Below are 17,975 nucleotides of genomic sequence, written 5' to 3' on the forward strand. Positions count from 1 at the left end.
CAAACGTCTGATCCAATAGGGTCATGCCGTCCTACCGAGAGAGGCTGTGGCCCGCGCCCTGGCTCTTCGTCGCCACCGCCCTCGTGATCCCCGCCAGCATCCTGGTGTTCGCGCCCATCGACTTCGCGGTGGGGGTGATCGTCGCGGTCGTGCTGTACGCGGGCTGCGTGCTGTCGCTGCTCGCCCTCTCCCCCGTGATCGAGGTGGCGGAGGGGGAGCTGCGCGCCGGCCGCGCTCACATCCCGCTCGACCTCGTGGGCGAGCCGTCCTCCTACACGGGGGACCAGGCGTTCGCCGAGCGGGGGACGCGCCTGGACGCGCGGGCCTACCTGGTCATCCGCGGCTGGGTGAAGGACGTGGTGCGGGTCCCGATCGAGGATCCGGCCGACCCGACGCCGTACTGGCTGGTCTCGACCCGCCGCCCGGACGACATCGTCGCCGCGATCCGGGGATCACGGCGACGGAGCGGTCGTCCTTCGGGGCCGGGAGGCGCTTAAGCGGCGCACTCCAGGCAGATCGGTCCGAGCTTCTCCTCGTGGTCGATCTGCGAGCGGTGCTTCACGAGGAAGCAGCTCACGCACGTGAACTCGTCCGCCTGGGGCGGAAGGACCACGACGTCCAGATCGAGGTCGGACAGATCGGCACCGGGCAGTTCGAATCCGCCCGGGTTGTCGGCGTCATCGACGTCGACGACTCCGGACATCTTGTCGGGGACTCGCTCCTTCAGGGCCTCGATCGACTCGGAGTCGTCATCGGTCTTGCGGGGGGCGTCGTAGTCCGTAGCCATTCCCATCCACTTCTTATTTCTGCTGTTCAACAAATCGGCGGGGTCAGTGTGCATCACGACGCATCGATTCGCAAACCACCTCGAACGGCTCTTGACACCCGCTCGCCCCGCCTCCTTCCGCACCAACTTTCGACCCGCCCGGGGTATTCCCGGCCGATCGCCCGGGCGCGTGGCATCCTTGCCCGGTCCGCGTCCAGAAGGAGGGTCCCCACGATGATGGAACTGAAGGTGATCGGCGTCGAGGGCGGATCGCTCGTCCTCGTGTCCGAGGGCGGCGAGCGCTTCTCGGTCCGCATCGACGAGACGCTGCAGAGCCAGCTGCGGCCCCGGGTCCACACCCTCCCGCCGCGCGAGAAGCGCGTCTCCCCCCGCGAGATCCAGGCGCACATCCGCTCCGGGCTCTCCGCCGAGGAGGTCGCCGAGCTCACGGGCGCCGACCTGGGCTACGTCCAGCGCTTCGAGGGACCCGTCACGGCCGAGCGCGAGCACATCGTCGCCTCGGCTCTCGCCGTGCGCGTCTACACGACCACCGACCCCGATCCCCTCGAGGAGGGCACGCCGTTCGGCGACGTCATCCGCGACCGCCTCGCGTCCCTCGGCGCCGAGGGCGAGCAGTGGTCGAGCTGGAAGGAGGAAGAGAGCTGGGTCGTCAAGCTCCTCTTCCGCTCGGACGAGATCGACCACGACGCCCGATGGCGCTTCGACCCGCGGAAGGCACTGCTGTCGCCGCTGACCTCCGAGGCGATCACGCTCTCGCAGCAGGGCGAGATCCGGCCGACCCTCATCCCGCGCCTGCGCGCCGTCATCCCCGCCGCTGTCGACGAGCTCGCCACGCGCTTCGACCCGGAGTCCGCGGAGGCGCCGACCCGCTCCGCCCGGGCCGACCACCCCACGGCCGGCCGCCCCGCCGCGATGCCGCACGCCCGTCCGGCCGCCGTCCGCCCCTCCGACACGGAGCCGCAGCCGGCCCTCTCCGATTCCCCGCGGCCGATCTCCACGCTCCCCCGCCCCGTCACCAGCACGACGGAGCAGCGCGAGCGCAACCTCAACGACACCGCCGACCTGCTCGACGCCCTGCGGCGACGCCGGGGCGAGCGCGACCACGCCTCGAGTCTCCGCGTCCGCGAGGAGCCGGAGCCCGAGGCCGAGGCCGCTCCTCCGGTCGAGAAGGCGCCGGAGCCGCCGCGCACCGCTCCCCCGGTCCCCGAGCAGCCGTCGGGTGTGCGCGGGAGCCTCCGCCGGGGACGGGCGTCGATGCCGAGCTGGGACGAGATCGTCTTCGGGGCGCGCAGCGACGACTGACCCTCCGCGGGCGCGCGGCTCCGCCGAGGCGGATCGTGCGGTCGGAAACGGGCCCTCGGGCGCGGCTCAGGCCAGCGCGCCGAAGCGCAGGAGCGGAACCTGCGTCTCCTCCGGCGTGAGCGACCCGTGCTGCCCGATCATCGAGCGGCCGGAGGAGTCGTCCGCCGCGTAGTACGCGATGGTCCTCCGTGCCGCGATGAAGACGTCGCCCATCCGCTCGGCCGCCGCCGGCGAGACCTCGCCGAACCAGCCGCTCGCGGCCACCTCGTCGCGCGTCGCGATCCAGGCGCGCGCGCCTTCCGCCTCGATCCAGCGCCGCGCCACCTGGTCGGGGTCCACGCCCGGCTCGAGGTGCAGCTGCAGGCAGCGGGGCTCTCCACCGAGGTGCCGGACGCCCTCGAGCAGCGGTCCCCGCTCGACGAGCACGTGCGAGGACGCCGGGACGTCCACGATGCCGTGGTCGGCGGTGACCAGCACGCTCTCCCGGGCGGAGAGCCCGCGGACCGCTCCGCCGATCTCGCCGTCGAGGAGCTCGAGCGCCGCCGTCCACTCCGGCGACTCCCAGCCGCGCGCGTGCGCCGCCTGGTCGAGCTCGGGGACGTAGAGGTACACGAGCTGGCGGCCGCCCTCGTCGAGCAGGGCGCGCGCGGCCGTGAAGCGCTCGGCGACGCCGCCGGCGGAGTGGTACTCGGCGCCGCGCAGGATCGCCCGAGTGAGACCGGAGCGGGCGTACCGCGCGGGGCCGATCACTCCGGCCCGGACACCGGCGGCCGAGGCCTGCTCGAAGAGCGTGGGGTGGGGCTGCCACGTCTCGGGCACCATGCCCTCGTCCCAGCCGGAGAGCTGGTTGACCAGGCGGTCGGACGCGCGGTCGAGCACGCGGTAGCCGACCATCCCGTGCCCGCCCGGGCGCAGGCCCGTCGTCAGGCTCGCGAGGGCCGCAGCGGTGGTCGTCGGGAAGCCCGAGACGAGCGTGGTGCCGCGGTTGAGGGCCGGAGCGAGCGTGCGCGAGTGTCCCGCGCGCTGGCGGAGGTTCGCGGCTCCCAGTCCGTCGACGAGGACGACCACGATCCGCTCGACGCGGGGCGAGCCGAACAGGCCCGGGCGGCCGAGGAGCGCGTCGAGGGCGCCCGGCAGGACGTCGGCGAGGCTCCGCCGCCCGTCGGGGGCTGGCGGTAGCATGTGGGTCATCGCGCCCAGTTTCGCACAGCGCCGCCGTCCCCGCCGGGCCGGTGCAGCGGAGCGTCCGCGTGCACGGGAGGGCCGGTCCCGTCCGCGAGGCGCCGTCCCCGCTCCGCCCGTCCCGCCGGGCGCCGCAGGGCGGTGCAGTCCCCCGCCGCCGTCCCGCGCCCGCCACCGAATCGAGTCATGAACGCTGCAGCCCCCTCCTCCGGATCCTCGCTCACCGAGCGCATCGAGGACGTCGACGTCTCGGCCGAGATGGAGGGGTCCTTCCTCGAGTACGCGTACTCCGTCATCTACTCGCGGGCCCTGCCCGACGCCCGCGACGGCCTCAAGCCGGTGCAGCGTCGGATCCTCTACATGATGAGCGAGATGGGGCTGCGGCCCGATCACGGCCACGTGAAGTCGGCCCGCGTGGTCGGCGAGGTGATGGGCAAGCTGCACCCGCACGGCGACGCCTCGATCTACGACTCCCTCGTGCGCCTCGCCCAGCCGTTCACGATGAGGGTCGCCCTCGTCGACGGGCACGGCAACTTCGGCTCCCTCGACGACGGCCCGGCCGCGTCCCGCTACACCGAGGCCCGCCTCGCCCCGGCCGCCACGGCCATGACCGAGCACCTCGGCGAGGACGTCGTCGACTTCGTCCCGAACTACGACAACTCGCACGACCAGCCCGAGGTCCTCCCCTCCGCGTTCCCGAACCTGCTGGTCAACGGCGCCAGCGGCATCGCCGTCGGCATGGCGACGAACATGGCGCCCCACAACCTCGTCGAGGTGGTCGGGGCGGCCCGGCACCTGATCGCCCACCCCGACGCGTCCCTGGACGACCTGATGTCGTTCGTCCCGGGCCCCGACTTCCCGAGCGGTGGCACGATCGTCGGCCTCGCCGGCGTGCGCGACGCCTACGCGACCGGGCGGGGCGGCTTCAAGACCCGCGCCCGCGTCTCGGTCGAGAGCATCACGGCGCGCAAGTCCGGCCTGGTCGTCACCGAGCTGCCCTACCTCGTCGGCGCCGAGAAGGTCATCGACAAGATCAAGGACGGCGTCCAGAACAAGAAGCTCAGCGGCATCTCGGACGTCACCGACCTCACCGACCGCGACAACGGCCTCCGGCTCGTCATCGGGATCAAGACCGGCTTCAGCCCGGAGGCCGTCCTCGAGCAGCTCTACCGCTACACGCCCCTCGAGGACGCGTTCTCGATCAACAACGTCGCGCTGGTCGACGGCGGCCCGCGCACCCTCGGCCTGAAGGAGCTGCTGCAGGTCTACATCGGCCACCGGGTGCAGGTCGTCACCCGGCGGACCCGCTACCGCCTGCGCAAGCGCCAGGAGCGCCTGCACCTGGTCGAGGGCCTGCTCATCGCGATCCTCGACATCGACGAGGTCATCCAGCTGATCCGCGGGAGCGACGACACCGCGGCGGCGCGGGCCCGGCTGATCGAGGTCTTCGACCTCAGCACCCTGCAGGCCGACTACATCCTCGAGCTCCAGCTCCGCCGTCTCACGAAGTTCTCGCGCATCGAGCTCGAGACCGAGCGCGACACCCTCCTCGCCGAGATCGCCGAGCTCGAGGCCCTCCTCGCCAGCCGCTCCCGGATCGACGAGCTGGTCTCGGACGAGCTCGACGAGGTCGCCCAGCGCCTCGGGACCCCGCGGCGCACCCTGCTCACCGAGGCGCGCCCCTCCGTCGCCACCACCGGGCGGAAGGCCTCCGCGGTCCTCGAGATCGCGGACGTGCCCTGCCGGGTCCTGCTGAGCACCACCGGCCGCATGGTCCGGGTCGACCGCGACCCCGAGGCCGCTCCCCACCCCGAGCGCGCTACGCGCCGCTCGAAGCACGACGCCGTGCTCAGTGTGCTCGACACGACCAGCCGGACGGAGATCGGCGCGGTCACCAGCGCCGGCCGGCTCCTCCGCTTCTCGCCGGTCGACGTTCCCGCCGTCCCCTCCTCCTCAGTGCAGCTGGGGGCGGGCGTGCGGATGAGCGACTACCTCCCGCACCTGGCGAAGGACGAGCGGGTGCTCGCGCTCGTCGCTCTCGACGACGAGCGGCCGATCGCCCTCGGCACCCAGCAGGGCGTCGTCAAGCGCGTCGCGCCGGGCGAGCTGCCCAACCGCCCGGACATCGAGCTCATCGCCCTGAAGCCCGAGGACGCGGTCGTGGGCGCGGCCGCGTCGGCGGAGCAGGACGAGCTGGTCTTCGTCACCGGCGAGGCCCAGCTGCTGCGCTTCTCCGCGTCCGCCGTCCGCCCTCAGGGCAGGACGGCCGCGGGGATGGCCGGGGTGAAGCTCGCCGAGACCGACGACGTCGTGCACTTCGCCGTCGTCGCCGCCGAGGACCGGGACGAGGCCGTCGTGGCGACGGTCGCCGTCGACAGCTGGGCCCTCTCGGGGACCGACACCGGCAGTGCGAAGGTCTCGCCGTTCTCGGAGTTCCCCGCCAAGGGCCGGGCCACCGGCGGAGTCCGTGCGCAGCGCTTCCTGAAGGGCGAGACGGCCCTCGGGGTGGCCTGGGTCGGCCCCGGTCCCGCGCACGCGCTCGAGGCCGACGGCTCGGTCGCCGCGCTGCCCGACTCGGGGATGAAGCGCGACGGCTCCGGAGTGGCGCTCGCGGCGCCGATCGCGACGATCGGAGCGGCGCCCGAGGTGTTCTGAGCCCCGCGTCTCAGACGTCGATGCGGTCGCGCGACAGCGACTCCGACCCGCGGACGATGAACTCCTTGCGGGGTGCCACGTCGTTGCCCATCAGCAGCTCGAACACCCGGCCCGCGTTCTCGGCGTCGGCGACCCGCACCCGGCGGAGGGTGCGGCGCGAGCGGTCCATGGTCGTCGTGGCCAGCTGGTCCGCGTCCATCTCGCCGAGCCCCTTGTAGCGCTGGATCGGGTCCTGGTAGCGGCGGCCCGCCTTGCCGAGGGCCGCGAGCACGCTCTGCAGCTCCTTCTCGGAGTAGGTGTAGATCGTCTCGTTCGGCTTCTTCCCCGCGTTCATCACCACGAGCCGGTGCAGCGGAGGCACGGCGGCGAAGACGCGCCCCGCCTCGACGAGCGGCCGCATGTAGCGGAAGAAGAGGGTGAGCAGCAGGGTGCGGATGTGGGCGCCGTCGACGTCGGCGTCGCTCATCAGGATGATCTTCCCGTAGCGCGCGGCAGAGAGGTCGAAGGAGCGGCCGGAGCCGGCTCCGATCACCTGGATCATCGAGGCGCACTCGGCGTTCGAGAGCATGTCGGCGATGCTCGCCTTCTGCGTGTTGAGGATCTTCCCGCGGATCGGCAGCAGGGCCTGGTACTCGCTGTTGCGGGCGAGCTTGGCGGTGCCGAGGGCGGAGTCGCCCTCGACGATGAAGAGCTCGCTGTTCTCGACGTCGCTGCTGCGGCAGTCGACCAGCTTCGCCGGCAGAGAGGAGGACTCCAGCGCGTTCTTGCGGCGCTGCGTCTCCTTGTGCGCGCGGGCCGAGATCCGCGACTTCATCTCGGCGACGACCTTCTCGAGGAGCTGCGAGGTCTGCGCCTTGTCCTCGCGGCGCGTCGAGGAGAACACAGCGCCCAGCGTCGAGGCGATGGTGGAGGCGACGATCGCGCGCACCGCGGGCGTGCCCAGCACCTCCTTCGTCTGGCCCTCGAACTGCGGCTCCGGGAGCCGCACCGTCAGCACGGCGCTGAGCCCGGCGAGCACGTCGTCCTTCTCGAGCTTGTCCGAGCCGACCTTGAGGCGGCGGGCGTTCGCCTCCACCTGCGAGCGGAGCAGCTTCAGCAGGCCCTGCTCGAAGCCGGTCTGGTGCGTGCCGCCCTTGGGCGTCGAGATGATGTTCACGAAGCTGCGCATCACCGTCTCGTAGCCGGTTCCCCAGCGCAGGGCGATGTCGACCTCGCAGGTGCGCTCCACCTCGGTGGGCACCATCGCGCCGCCGGGGGTCAGCACCGGCACGGTCTCGGTGAAGGTGCCCGAGCCGGTGAGGCGCAGCACCTCGGTCACGGGCGCGTCGGGGGCGAGGAACTCGACGAACTCCGAGATGCCGCCGTCGTAGCGGAACATCTCGGCGCGGCGCTCGTCCGCGCGGTCGTCGACGATGTCGATCGTCAGGCCGGGGACGAGGAACGCGGTCTGCCGGGCGCGCGTCACGAGGTCGTCCGTCTGGAACGACGCGCCCTTCGTGAAGATCTGCCGGTCGGCCCAGTAGCGCACGCGCGTGCCGGTGACGCCCTTGGCGACCTTGCCGACGACGGTCAGCTCCGACCCGTTCTCGAACGGCGTGAACGGAGCGTCGGGCGTGGGCTCGCCCCCGTCCGCGAAGCGACCGGGCTCCCCCCGGTGGAACGACATCCGGTAGGTGCGGCCGTTGCGGTCGACCTCGACGTCCAGGCGCTCCGAGAGCGCATTGACCACGGAGGCGCCGACGCCGTGCAGACCGCCGGACGCCGCGTAGGACCCCGAGCCGAACTTGCCGCCCGCGTGCAGCTTCGTGAACACGACCTCGACTCCGGAGAGCCCCGTCTTCGGCTCGATGTCCACCGGGATCCCGCGGGCGCGGTCGCGCACCTCGACGCTGCCGTCGGCGTGCAGGAGCACGCTGATCTCGGTCCCGTGCCCGGCCAGCGCTTCGTCGACGGAGTTGTCGATGACCTCCCAGAGGCAGTGCATGAGGCCGCGCGAGTCGGTCGACCCGATGTACATGCCGGGCCGCTTCCGGACCGCCTCGAGACCCTCGAGGACGGAGAGGTGACGGGCGTTGTAGTCGGTGGAGGCCATCCGCCCAGTCTACTTTCGGGAACCGCTCCGGCCGCGGTGGCGCGGCACTCGGCGACAGCACGATGGCCGCTCGGCGCGGGGCCCCTACGCGCAGAGCGAAATGCCGACCGATCGACTCCGTGCGGAAACAATCGCGTGCTTGGATGGGTTCCACTAAGCAGAGATCGAAGACCGAGTGCAGGAGGCCAAGTCATGTCGACCACAGCAACCCAGAACGGCGTGGACGAGCTCGCCGGTGCCCACCAGCTCTCCGCCGCCGACCGCTGCGACAGCTGCGGTGCGCAGGCGTACATCCGAGTGATCGTGAACAACGGAGAGCTGCTGTTCTGCGCACACCACGGGAAGAAGTACCAGGAGAAGCTCTCCAGCATCGCCCAGAGCTGGCACGACGAGTCCGCCCGGCTCTTCGAGGAGCAGCGCCCCTAGCGCGTCCCCGATCAGCCCGGACGGCGCGTCAGCGCCCTACCGACCGACACCGAGCCGCTTCGCGATCACTTCGCGAGCGGCTCGTGCCGTTTCATCGACCAGGCGGAACCGCTCGTCCGACGGGGAGTAGGCGTCGCCGAGGGCGCGCCGCAGGATCGCATCCGCGAGCGAGGGGTTCTTCGCGAGGACGGGGCCGTGCAGGTGCGTGCCGAGAAGGCCCCCCACTGCGTAGCCCTCGTGGCCGGCACCGTCGCCGGTGCCGTGCAGCACTCGGCCGAGCGCATGCTCGGGCGCGACCCCGGTCATCCGGCGCTCGTGGTTCTCGAAGCCGACGAGGACGCCGCCCGGAGTCTCGACGACGAGGTCGTCGGTCGCGCGCTCACCCGTGACCGAGTCGCCGGGGAACAGTCCGATCCCCCGGGCACCGCCCGCGGCCGTGCTGATCGCGCCGGCCAGCATCTCCCAACCGGCTCCGACAGCGATCACCTGGGTGCCCCGATCGACCCAGGCGCGCAGCGTCGGCGCGATCTGGTGGAGGAGCGCCAGGACGCCCGGGAGGTCCTCGTCCGCTCCGGTTCCGGCGACCAGGACGTCCGGACGGACCTCGGCGTCGGAGGCGGTCGCCAGCGGCACGACCTCCGCCTCGACGCCCGACCAGCGCGCCCGAGCCGCGAGGACCCGGGCGTTCGCCGCGTCGCCGTTGCTGTCCAGGACATCGGGAGAGAGCACGGCGATGCGGAGGGTGGTCACGCGGTCTCCTCGCGGTTGGTGACGAGCTGCAGGTGCGCACGCGTGCGGCGCATCGAATCGGCCGAGAAGACGATGGTCTTCCGGCCGGAGGCGGGGGTCGGCAGAGCGAGGAACGCGTCGAGCGCGCGACCCAGGTCCTCGTCGACGGAATCGACGCGCACGCCGTCGTAGCGCAGGTGCAGCGCCGCCTCGTGCGCCTTCGACCCCGAGACGACCCTGACATGCCCGAGCACGGAGGTGTCCACGGGCCAGAAGTAGGAGGGGTCTCGGACGTCGGAGCCGATCGCCAGCATGATCTGATCGGTCCCCTCGGGGATCTCCGCGATGTTCAGACGGTAGCTCGCCGGGTTCTGGACCAGGACGAACTCGACCTCCTGGCCGCGCACCGTGACGATCTCGCCCCGCCCGAAGACGGGGTCGATGCTCGAGAGCGCGGAGGCGGCGAGAGCCGGGTCGAAACGCTCGGCGAGTACGGCGCGGGCCGTGGAGACGGCGGCCGCGGCGTCGACCGCGTAGTGGACGCCCCGTGCGGGGAGCCGGACCTCGAGCGGGTCGCCGTCGCTGACGATGCGCGCGGCCGCTCCCGTCGTGCTCTCGACGACGGTGGTGGCGCGGTCGGCTCCGGCCTCCGCCTCCGCGGCGTAGCCCAGGCCACCGGACGCGGACTCGCGGACGGAGGAGGAGACGCCGTACCAGCGGATCCGCTCGTCGGGAAGGGTGGTCGCGAGGTCGGCGACGTGGCGGTCGTCGGCGTTCAGCACGACGGGACCGGTCGCGCGGGAGGCGATGGTGCCGAGCATCCGGGCGACCATCGCCGGATCGAAGAAGCGGTCGATCTGGTCGACCACGACGTTCGTCAGAAGGACGACGCGGGGGTGCATCCGGGGCGCGAGGCGCGCGCCGTGACCCTCGTCCATCTCGAGGACGGCGATGTCGGCGTCGATCCGTCCGCGGAGGTCGGCCCGTTCCAGCAGCGCGGACGTCAGCCCCTGCGCGATGTTGGCCGTCGAGGGATTGGTGAAGACCCGGAGCCCGTGCGCGCGGAGGACCGCGACCAGCATCTTGGTCGTGGTCGACTTGCCCGCCGATCCCGTGACGACCACGAGGCCGTCCCGGAACCCGTCGAGCACCGCGGGCAGGAACCCCGGCGCGACGCGGTTCACCACGAGTCCGGGCACGGCGGATCCCCCGCCGGGCTTCCGGACCCGCGCGGCGAACCGGGCGGCCCTCCCGAGGAGGACCGCCGGCGCGTAGCGGATCACCGGCCTACTCGAGGTAGTCGCGGAGCGACTGCGAGCGGGACGGGTGGCGGAGCTTGGCCATCGTCTTGGACTCGATCTGACGGATGCGCTCGCGCGTCACGCCGAAGGTGTCGCCGATCTGATCCAGTGTCTTCGGCATGCCGTCGCCGAGGCCGAAGCGCATGCGGATCACGCCGGCCTCGCGCTCCGAGAGCGAGTCGAGCAGCGACTCCAGCTGCTTCTGCAGCATGGTGAAGCCCACGGCGTCGGCCGGGACGACCGCCTCGGTGTCCTCGATGAGGTCGCCGAACTCGCTGTCGCCGTCCTCGCCGAGGGGCGTGTGCAGCGAGATCGGCTCGCGCCCGTACTTCTGCACCTCGATGACCTTCTCGGGGGTCATGTCGAGCTCGCGCGAGAGCTCCTCGGGCGTGGGCTCGCGGCCCAGGTCCTGCAGCATCTGGCGCTGCACGCGGGCCAGCTTGTTGATGACCTCGACCATGTGCACCGGGATGCGGATGGTGCGCGCCTGGTCGGCCATCGCACGGGTGATCGCCTGGCGGATCCACCACGTCGCGTAGGTCGAGAACTTGAAGCCCTTGGTGTAGTCGAACTTCTCGACCGCACGGATGAGGCCCAGGTTGCCCTCCTGGATGAGATCGAGGAACTGCATCCCGCGACCGGTGTAGCGCTTGGCGAGGCTGACGACGAGGCGGAGGTTCGCTCCGAGCAGGTGGCTCTTCGCACGCTGGCCGTCCTTCGCGACCCAGCGCAGCTCGCGGACGAGCTCCGGGCTAAGGTCGGTCGAGTTGGCGAGCTTGTCCTCGGCGAACAGGCCGGCCTCGATGCGCATCGCGAGCTCGACCTCCTCGGCCGCGTTCAGGAGCGCGACCTTGCCGATCTGCTTGAGGTAGTCCTTGACCGGGTCGGCGGTGGCGCCGGTGATCGCGGTCGAGTAGACCGGGACCTCGTCGTCCTCCCCGCCGAAGGACAGCACGAGCGCGCCGCTCGGGAGCGGCTCGGCCGGAGCGGCGACGGCAGCGGCGGCCGGGGCCTCCGGCGTCTCCGCGTCGTCCTTCGCGTCGGTCTCGGTGTCCTCGGCGACGACCTCGGTCTCCTCGTCCTCCGCGGCCTCGTCGGGCTCGACGGCGTCGGTCGGCTCCTCCTCGGTGTCGGCGGGAGCGGCGGCCTTGGTCGTGGCGCGCGAGCGGGTCGTCTTGGCCGCGGTGGTCTTGGCCGCCGTGGCCTTCGCCGCGGGCTTGCGCGTCGCGGGCTTCTTGGTGGTCGTCGTCACGTCGTCGTCGACGGCGTCGAGCGTTGCGGTCTTGGTAGCTCTGGTGGCCATGGCGGCACCTCTCCATCCGTTGCGTCCCGGGGGCGGGCGGCGCGGGAGGGCGTCGTCCGTCGGTGGGCATTACGAGGACCCATGTCAAGTCGAGGACGTCGCACGCCCGACGTGGGCCTGGTGCTCCTCGACCCGAACGGGTCCTATTGACAATTATTGCACGTCTGAGTAGTGCAGCCGTGCGGTGCGGTGCGAGTGGGGCTCGATCCGACGGGATCCGGGCCGCTCAGCTGGGACATCGCGTCTGCAGAAGGGCGGATCGACGGGGACGACCGTCAGCGCCCCGCGCGGCCGCGGCGCATCCGGTCACTCAGTGCAACCCAGAGGGGGGCCACTGTTATTCCCTCGTCCTCGGCCAGGCGGCGGCGGGTCCGGCGGCGCGCGACGACGAGTCCGACGACTCCGGCGCCGACCACCACGTACTGCACGCACCACGCCAGGCGGAAGTGCTCGAGCGAGTAGGTCTGCTCCGAGGAGGCGCCGGGACCGGCCAGCGCGTCGAGGATCAGGCCGATCGCGAACATCATCGTGAAGCTGGCCAGGAACCCGCCCACGTTGACGACTCCGTTGGCCGCGCCGAGGCTCCGCGAGGGGTTGAACGTGCGGGCGAAGTCGAATCCGATCATGGAGCCGGGGCCGCCCGCTCCGACCACGATCAGGAGCAGAACGACGAGCCAGTACGGCGGGACGCCGGGCCAGAGCAGCACGACGGTCCAGGCGGCCGCCATCGCCGAGACGATCCCGAGCACGAGGTTGCTGCGGCGCATGGGGTGGCGCGCGGTCAGGACGCCGAGCACCGGCCCGACGACGATCCCCGCGATGACGACGATCGTGAGGGTCGGCGCGGCGACGGTCGGAGGCAGGCCGATCGCGTAGACGAGGAAGGGGTAGCCCCAGAGCAGGGTGAAGACCGTCCCTGAGGACTGCGTGACGAAGTGCGACCAGAACCCGAGCTGCGTGCCGGGCCGGCGCAGGCTCACTCCGAGCTGCGCGATCGTCGCCCGGAGCGTCGGCGGCACCACGGTGATCGGCTCGGTGCGCGGCGGGACGTCGGCGACCAGGAGGAGCACGCCGAGGAAGGACACGGCCCCGAGGGCGGCGGCGCTGAGGAACGCGGGCTCCCAGCCGAACGTGTGGAGGATCGCCGCGAACGGGAGTGCGGAGAGGATCTGGCCCACCTGGCCGATGTTGCCGATCCACTGCGAGAGCTGCGGCACGATCGGTCCGCTGAACCAGGTGACTGTGAGGCGGATGACGGAGGTGAAGATCGCGGCGTCCCCCGCTCCCAGCAGGATCCGCCCGACGATCGCGACGCCGATGCTCGGTGCGATCGCGACCACGATCTGACCCGCCATCATCAGGGCCGTGCCCGAGAGGATCAGGGTCCGCGGGCCGAACCGGTCGATGAGGATCCCGACCGGGATCTGCATCCCGGCGTAGACGATCAGCTGGACGACGGCGAGCGACGAGAGGACGGCGGCCGCCACTCCGAACCGCTCCGCGGCGTCCACTCCCGCGACGCCCAGCGTCGTGCGGTCCAGGACCGCGACGAGGTAGGCGAACGCTCCGGCACCGAAGACGAACCAGGCTCGACGATCACGCACTCGTCCGATCCTACGGCCGCTCAGGGGGCGGTGGGCTCCTCGCCCGGGCGGCGGATCGCGAGGAACTTCTCGAGCTCGGCGGCGATCGCGTCGGCGCTGGGCACGAAGCCGTCCTCGTCGGTGAGCGGCGAGCGGAGGCTCGTCCCCTCCATGTAGGTGTCGTGACGGGCCTCCAGGGCCGAGACCAGCTTCCGCAGCTCGTCGTTGCCGCCGACCTGCTCGTCGACCTTGCCGAGGAAGTCCCGCCCGCTCTCGCGCAGGCGGTCCGTGGGGAAGATGAGGCCGGTCGACGCCGAGATGCTCTCGAGCGCCGCGACCGCCGCCTGCGGGTACTCGGTGTCCGACAGGTAGTGGGGTATGAGCAGGGCGAAGCCGACCACGGTCAGGCCGCGCTCGAAGAGGCGCAGCTCGAGCAGGTGGAGGACGTTCGAGGGCACCTGCGTGTGCGGCTTCCAGACCGACATCGCCTCGATCAGGTCCTCGCGGTTGCCGCTCACGGTGACGCCGACCGGCCGGGTGTGCGGCACGGGCATCGGGATCGCCTGGACCCACGTGGTCGAGGCGACGTCGAGCCGCTCGAGGAGGGAGACCACCGCGCGGGTGAAGCGCTCCCACTGGAAGTCGGGCTCGAAGCCGGTGAGCAGGAGGAACGGCTGGTGCAGCTCGTCGTGTGCGAGCGAGAGCCGGAGCATCGCCGGACGGTAGTCCGTCAGGTGGTCCTGGTCGAACGTGATGATGGGGCGGCGGGCCCGGTAGTCGAGCAGCTGATCCTGGTCGAAGACCGCGACGTCGCGGTGCTCGAGCGTCTCGAAGAGGTACTCGCCCAGCTGCCCCACGGCTCCGCCGGCGTCGGCCGAGCCGGTGAGGCCCGCGACGAGGTGCAGCCCGCGCGGGATCTCGGAGAGGTCGCCCTCGATCTCGAACAGGTCTTCCGGATCCAGCATGCGTCCAGTCTAAACGGGGGTCCCGGCGCCCCGGCCGGGTCCGCTGAGCCCTCAGCGAACAGCGCCTAGCATTGCCGCCATGCCCCTCTCCTCTCTCGAGTACTCGACCGTTCCCGCCTCCGACATCGACACCGACGCCCTCGTCCTCGGCGTCGCACCGGGACCCGACGGTCCCCGGCTCGTCGGCGCGGAGGGCTTCGAGGAGCTGGCCCCCGCGCTGAGCGCGCTCGGCGCGACCGGCGCAGCCGAGACGCTCGTGCGCGTGCCGTCCTCGGTCCGTGCCGGAGTGATCGTCCTCGTCGGCCTCGGCTCGGCGGAGCCCGACGACGCCGCGCTGCGGAACGCCGCGGGCGCCGCCGTCCGCCTGCTCGCGGGGTCCGCCTCCGTCGCCCTCTCCCTCCCGGCCGGCTCCGACGGCACGCTCGCCGCGGTCGCCGAGGGCGCCGCCCTCGGCTCCTACTCCTTCACCGCCTTCCGCGGCAGCACCGCCGCCGCCGCGAAGGCGCCCGTCGAGCACGTCGTCCTGCTGGGCGGCGGCGAGTCGGCCGACCCCGCCGTCCTGGACCGCGCTCTCGTGCTCGGCCGCGCGGTCGGCACGGTGAAGGACCTCGTCAACACTCCCCCGTCGCACCTCTACCCGCAGACGCTGGCCGAGGCCGTGCAGACCGGCGCAGAGGGCCTGCCCCTCGAGGTCACCGTCTGGGACGAGAAGGCCCTCGCGGAGGAGGGGTTCGGGGGCATCCTCGGAGTCGGCAGCGGCTCTTCCCGTCCGCCCCGCCTCGTGAAGGTCGCCTACGCGCCCGAGGGCGCGAGCACCCACCTCGCCTTGGTCGGCAAGGGCATCACCTTCGACAGCGGCGGACTCTCGCTCAAGCCGCCGGCCTCGATGATCGGGATGAAGACCGACATGGCGGGCGCGGCGACCGTCTTCGCCGTGGTGCGCGCCATCGCCGAGCTCGGCCTCCCGCTCCGCGCGACCGCCTGGCTCTGCATCGCCGAGAACCTCCCCTCCGGGACCGCGATCCGCCCGGACGACGTGCTGACCGTGCGCGGCGGGACCACGGTGGAGGTGCTGAACACCGACGCCGAGGGCCGGCTGGTGCTCGCCGACGGCCTGGTCGCCGCCAGCGAGGAGCAGCCCGACGCGATCATCGACGTCGCGACGCTGACCGGCGCCTCCGTGGTCGCCCTGGGAAACCGGACCGTCGGCGCCCTGGGCGACGACGAGCTGGTCTCGCGCGTCCTCGACGCCGCCCGCGCGGCGGGAGAGCCCTTCTGGCAGATGCCCCTCCCCGCGGAGCTGCGGCCGCTGCTCAACTCCGACATCGCCGACATCGCGAACGTCAAGCCGGGCAACACCGCCGGCGGCATGCTCCTCGCCGGCCACTTCCTCCGCGAGTTCGTCGGGAAGCGCGGCGAGGGCGAGGACGCCGCCACGATCCCGTGGGCGCACCTCGACATCGCCGGTCCGTCGAGCAACGGCGGCGCCGGCCACGGCTTCACCGGAGCAGGCGCCACGGGCGTCTCGGTGCGCGCCCTGATCGCTCTGGCCGAGGGCTTCGCGAGCGCGTAGTAGGGTCGACGGGGCGGGAGATCCCGCCTCGTCCCCCCTCCCGATCCGCTCGGCGCCCAGCGCCGGAGCCGGTCGGCCGGGAAGCGGGACCGCACGTCGCGAGGGAGTCACTGGGTGTCGGAAGAGCGCTACGACCTGGTCGTGCTCGGAGGTGGCAGCGGCGGGTACGCGGCGGCCCTCCGGGCGACGCAGCTCGGGATGAGCGTCGCGCTCGTGGAGCGCGACAAGCTCGGCGGCACCTGCCTGCATCGCGGGTGCGTGCCCACCAAGGCACTCCTGCACGCCGCCGAACTGGCGGACGGCGCCCGTGAGGGAGAGAAGTACGGCGTGCTCTCGAGCTTCGCCGGGATCGACATGGCAGGCGTCACGCGCTACCGCGAAGGAGTGGTCGCCGGCAAGTACAAGGGGCTGCAGAGCCTCGTGTCCTCGCGCGGCATCACGGTCGTCGCGGGCGAGGGCCGCCTCACCGCGCCCGGCACGGTGACGGTCGGCGAGCACGTGCTCCACGGAGCATCGGTCGTCGTCGCCACCGGGTCCGCCTCCCGCACCCTCCCCGGGATCGAGATCGGCGGCCGCATCCTGGCGAGCGACCAGGCTCTCGAGCTCGACCACGTGCCCGCGAGCGTCGTCGTCCTCGGCGGCGGCGTGATCGGCGTCGAGTTCGCGAGCGTCTGGCGCTCGTTCGGCGCCGAGGTCACGATCGTCGAGGCACTCCCCCACCTCGTCCCCAACGAGGACGAGAGCGTCAGCAAGCAGCTGGAGCGCGCCTTCCGCAAGCGGGGCATCGCCTTCCAGCTGGGCTCCCGCGTCGCGTCGGTCTCGCAGAGCGAGGGCGGCGTCTCCGTGGTGCTCGAGAGCGGCGCCATGGCGGAGGGCGAGATCCTGCTGGTCGCCGTCGGCCGCGGCCCGGTGACCGCGGGCATCGGCCTCGAGGAGGCCGGGGTCCGCCTCGACCGCGGCTACGTGCTGACCGACGAGCGCCTGCAGACCTCCGTCCCCGGCGTGTACGCCGTGGGCGACATCGTGCCGGGACTCCAGCTCGCGCACCGGAGCTTCCAGCAGGGGATCTTCGTCGCGGAGGAGATCGCCGGCCTGGGCCCGCAGGTCGTCTCGGACGTCAACGTCCCGAAGGTGACCTACAGCGACCCCGAAGTGGCCTCCGTCGGCCTCGGCGAGGCCCGGGCGATCGCCGAGTACGGCGCCGAGCGCGTCGCCGTGCACGACTACGGCCTCGGCGGCAACGCCCGGAGCACGATCATCGGGACCACCGGCTCCGTGAAGGTCGTGCGCCTGGTCGACGGCCCCGTCGTCGGCGTGCACATGGTCGGAGCCCGCGTCGGCGAGCTGATCGGCGAGGCTCAGCTCATCGTGAACTGGGAGGCGCACCCCGAGGACGTCGCGCCCCTCGTGCACGCGCACCCCACTCAGAACGAGGCGCTCGGCGAGGCGCACCTCGCTCTGGCCGGGAAGCCGCTGCACGCCCTGTAGAACCACTGCGGTGCGGCGACCCGCCGCTTCCGCATCAGTAAGCTGGACATCGAAACACAAGCGTCTTAAGGAGACAGGCTCATGAGCGAATCCGTCAGCCTCCCGGCACTCGGAGAGAGTGTCACGGAAGGAACGGTCACCCGCTGGCTGAAGAACGTCGGGGACCGCGTCGAGGTGGACGAGCCCCTGCTCGAGGTCTCGACCGACAAGGTCGACACCGAGATCCCGTCGCCCGTCGCGGGCGTGATCGAGGAGATCCTCGTCCAGGAGGACGAGACCGTCGAGGTCGGCGCCGAGCTGGTGCGCATCGGCGACGGCTCCGGAGCGGCGTCGGCGTCCAAGCCCGAGGCTCCCGCCGAGGAGGCCCCCGAGGTCCAGGCCGCCGAGACCGAGCCCACCGACGAGGCGACCCCGTCGGTCGACGCCGAGAGCGACGCCGAGGCTCCCGCCCCCGCCGAGCCCGAGCCCGCCCCGGCCGCCGAGAAGCCCGCCGCGCCCGAGGCCGCGGCCGACGGCGACCAGCAGGATCTCGCCCTCCGCCATGGCGCCGCTCTCGAGCACCACGGAGACGCCGCCCTCGCTCTGCGAG

General features: G+C 72.2%; 15 protein-coding genes. 7 read left to right on the plus strand and 8 right to left on the minus strand.

Annotated elements, in window-relative coordinates:
* The first annotated feature begins 23 nt into the window (after positions 1-23).
* The gene (locus tag C5D08_RS02620) at positions 24-497 is read left to right on the plus strand and encodes a DUF3093 domain-containing protein (protein ID WP_104275681.1); all 474 of its coding nucleotides are present in this window, start codon (positions 24-26) and stop codon (positions 495-497) included.
* Here C5D08_RS02620 and C5D08_RS02625 read toward each other — a convergent pair.
* Positions 494-787, minus strand: coding sequence for a DUF4193 domain-containing protein (locus C5D08_RS02625; protein WP_055792269.1), 294 nt, complete (start codon positions 785-787; stop codon positions 494-496). The two genes, C5D08_RS02620 and C5D08_RS02625, sit on opposite strands and share 4 nt — an antisense overlap.
* Before the next feature lie 213 nt (positions 788-1,000).
* Between C5D08_RS02625 and sepH the strand changes: the two genes are divergently transcribed.
* Complete coding sequence (sepH, locus tag C5D08_RS02630) at positions 1,001-2,089, plus strand: septation protein SepH (RefSeq protein ID WP_104275682.1); 1,089 nt, start codon at positions 1,001-1,003, stop codon at positions 2,087-2,089.
* A gap of 66 nt (positions 2,090-2,155) precedes the next feature.
* Here the strand turns inward: sepH and C5D08_RS02635 are convergent, their stop codons facing one another.
* A complete protein-coding gene (locus C5D08_RS02635; RefSeq protein ID WP_258067235.1) occupies positions 2,156-3,280 on the minus strand; it encodes an alkaline phosphatase family protein in 1,125 nt (374 codons plus the stop codon).
* Positions 3,281-3,457: 177 nt separating this feature from the next.
* Here C5D08_RS02635 and C5D08_RS02640 point away from each other — a divergent pair, with 177 nt between their 5' ends.
* Positions 3,458-5,926 (plus strand): DNA topoisomerase (ATP-hydrolyzing) subunit A, encoded by a 2,469-nt coding sequence (locus tag C5D08_RS02640; protein ID WP_104275683.1) that lies wholly within the window; start codon positions 3,458-3,460, stop codon positions 5,924-5,926.
* 10 nt (positions 5,927-5,936) lie between these two features.
* Here C5D08_RS02640 and C5D08_RS02645 read toward each other — a convergent pair whose 3' ends face one another.
* Complete coding sequence (locus tag C5D08_RS02645) at positions 5,937-8,018, minus strand: type IIA DNA topoisomerase subunit B (RefSeq protein WP_104232564.1); 2,082 nt, start codon at positions 8,016-8,018, stop codon at positions 5,937-5,939.
* Between the two features lie 192 nt (positions 8,019-8,210).
* Between C5D08_RS02645 and C5D08_RS02650 the strand changes: the two genes are divergently transcribed.
* On the plus strand, positions 8,211-8,444 hold the full coding sequence (locus tag C5D08_RS02650; RefSeq protein ID WP_104275684.1) for a hypothetical protein: 234 nt from the start codon (positions 8,211-8,213) through the stop codon (positions 8,442-8,444).
* A 36-nt stretch (positions 8,445-8,480) separates the two neighbouring features.
* Here C5D08_RS02650 and C5D08_RS02655 read toward each other — a convergent pair whose 3' ends face one another.
* The 5 genes from C5D08_RS02655 to C5D08_RS02675 all read right to left on the minus strand — a co-directional run bounded on the left by C5D08_RS02655 (position 8,481) and on the right by C5D08_RS02675 (position 14,325).
* Positions 8,481-9,194: a type 1 glutamine amidotransferase gene (locus C5D08_RS02655; protein WP_146086045.1), complete on the minus strand. Its 714-nt coding sequence runs from the start codon at positions 9,192-9,194 to the stop codon at positions 8,481-8,483.
* Positions 9,191-10,456, minus strand: a complete 1,266-nt coding sequence (locus C5D08_RS02660; RefSeq protein WP_104275686.1) for a Mur ligase family protein — start codon at positions 10,454-10,456, stop codon at positions 9,191-9,193. Before C5D08_RS02660 ends, C5D08_RS02655 begins: the two co-directional genes overlap by 4 nt.
* Positions 10,457-10,460: 4 nt before the next feature.
* Positions 10,461-11,777 carry an RNA polymerase sigma factor gene (locus C5D08_RS02665; protein WP_104275687.1) on the minus strand — a complete coding sequence of 439 codons (1,317 nt, stop codon included), beginning with the start codon at positions 11,775-11,777 and terminating at the stop codon, positions 10,461-10,463.
* A 275-nt stretch (positions 11,778-12,052) separates the two neighbouring features.
* On the minus strand, positions 12,053-13,381 hold the full coding sequence (locus tag C5D08_RS02670; RefSeq protein WP_104275688.1) for a nitrate/nitrite transporter: 1,329 nt from the start codon (positions 13,379-13,381) through the stop codon (positions 12,053-12,055).
* 20 nt (positions 13,382-13,401) lie between these two features.
* Positions 13,402-14,325, minus strand: coding sequence for a proteasome assembly chaperone family protein (locus C5D08_RS02675; protein ID WP_104275689.1), 924 nt, complete (start codon positions 14,323-14,325; stop codon positions 13,402-13,404).
* Positions 14,326-14,404: 79 nt separating this feature from the next.
* On the opposite strand from C5D08_RS02675, the gene C5D08_RS02680 reads away from it, so the two are divergent.
* From C5D08_RS02680 to C5D08_RS02690, 3 genes are all read left to right on the plus strand, one after another.
* Positions 14,405-15,898, plus strand: coding sequence for a leucyl aminopeptidase (locus tag C5D08_RS02680; protein WP_104275690.1), 1,494 nt, complete (start codon positions 14,405-14,407; stop codon positions 15,896-15,898).
* 114 nt (positions 15,899-16,012) lie between these two features.
* On the plus strand, positions 16,013-17,386 hold the full coding sequence (gene lpdA, locus C5D08_RS02685) for a dihydrolipoyl dehydrogenase (RefSeq protein ID WP_104275691.1): 1,374 nt from the start codon (positions 16,013-16,015) through the stop codon (positions 17,384-17,386).
* Between the two features lie 81 nt (positions 17,387-17,467).
* Positions 17,468-17,975: biotin/lipoyl-containing protein (locus C5D08_RS02690; protein ID WP_308471621.1), on the plus strand; the 508-nt coding region annotated here is incomplete at its 3' end.

The organism is Rathayibacter sp. AY1B6, assembly GCF_002932755.1.
Lineage (GTDB): Bacteria > Actinomycetota > Actinomycetes > Actinomycetales > Microbacteriaceae > Rathayibacter.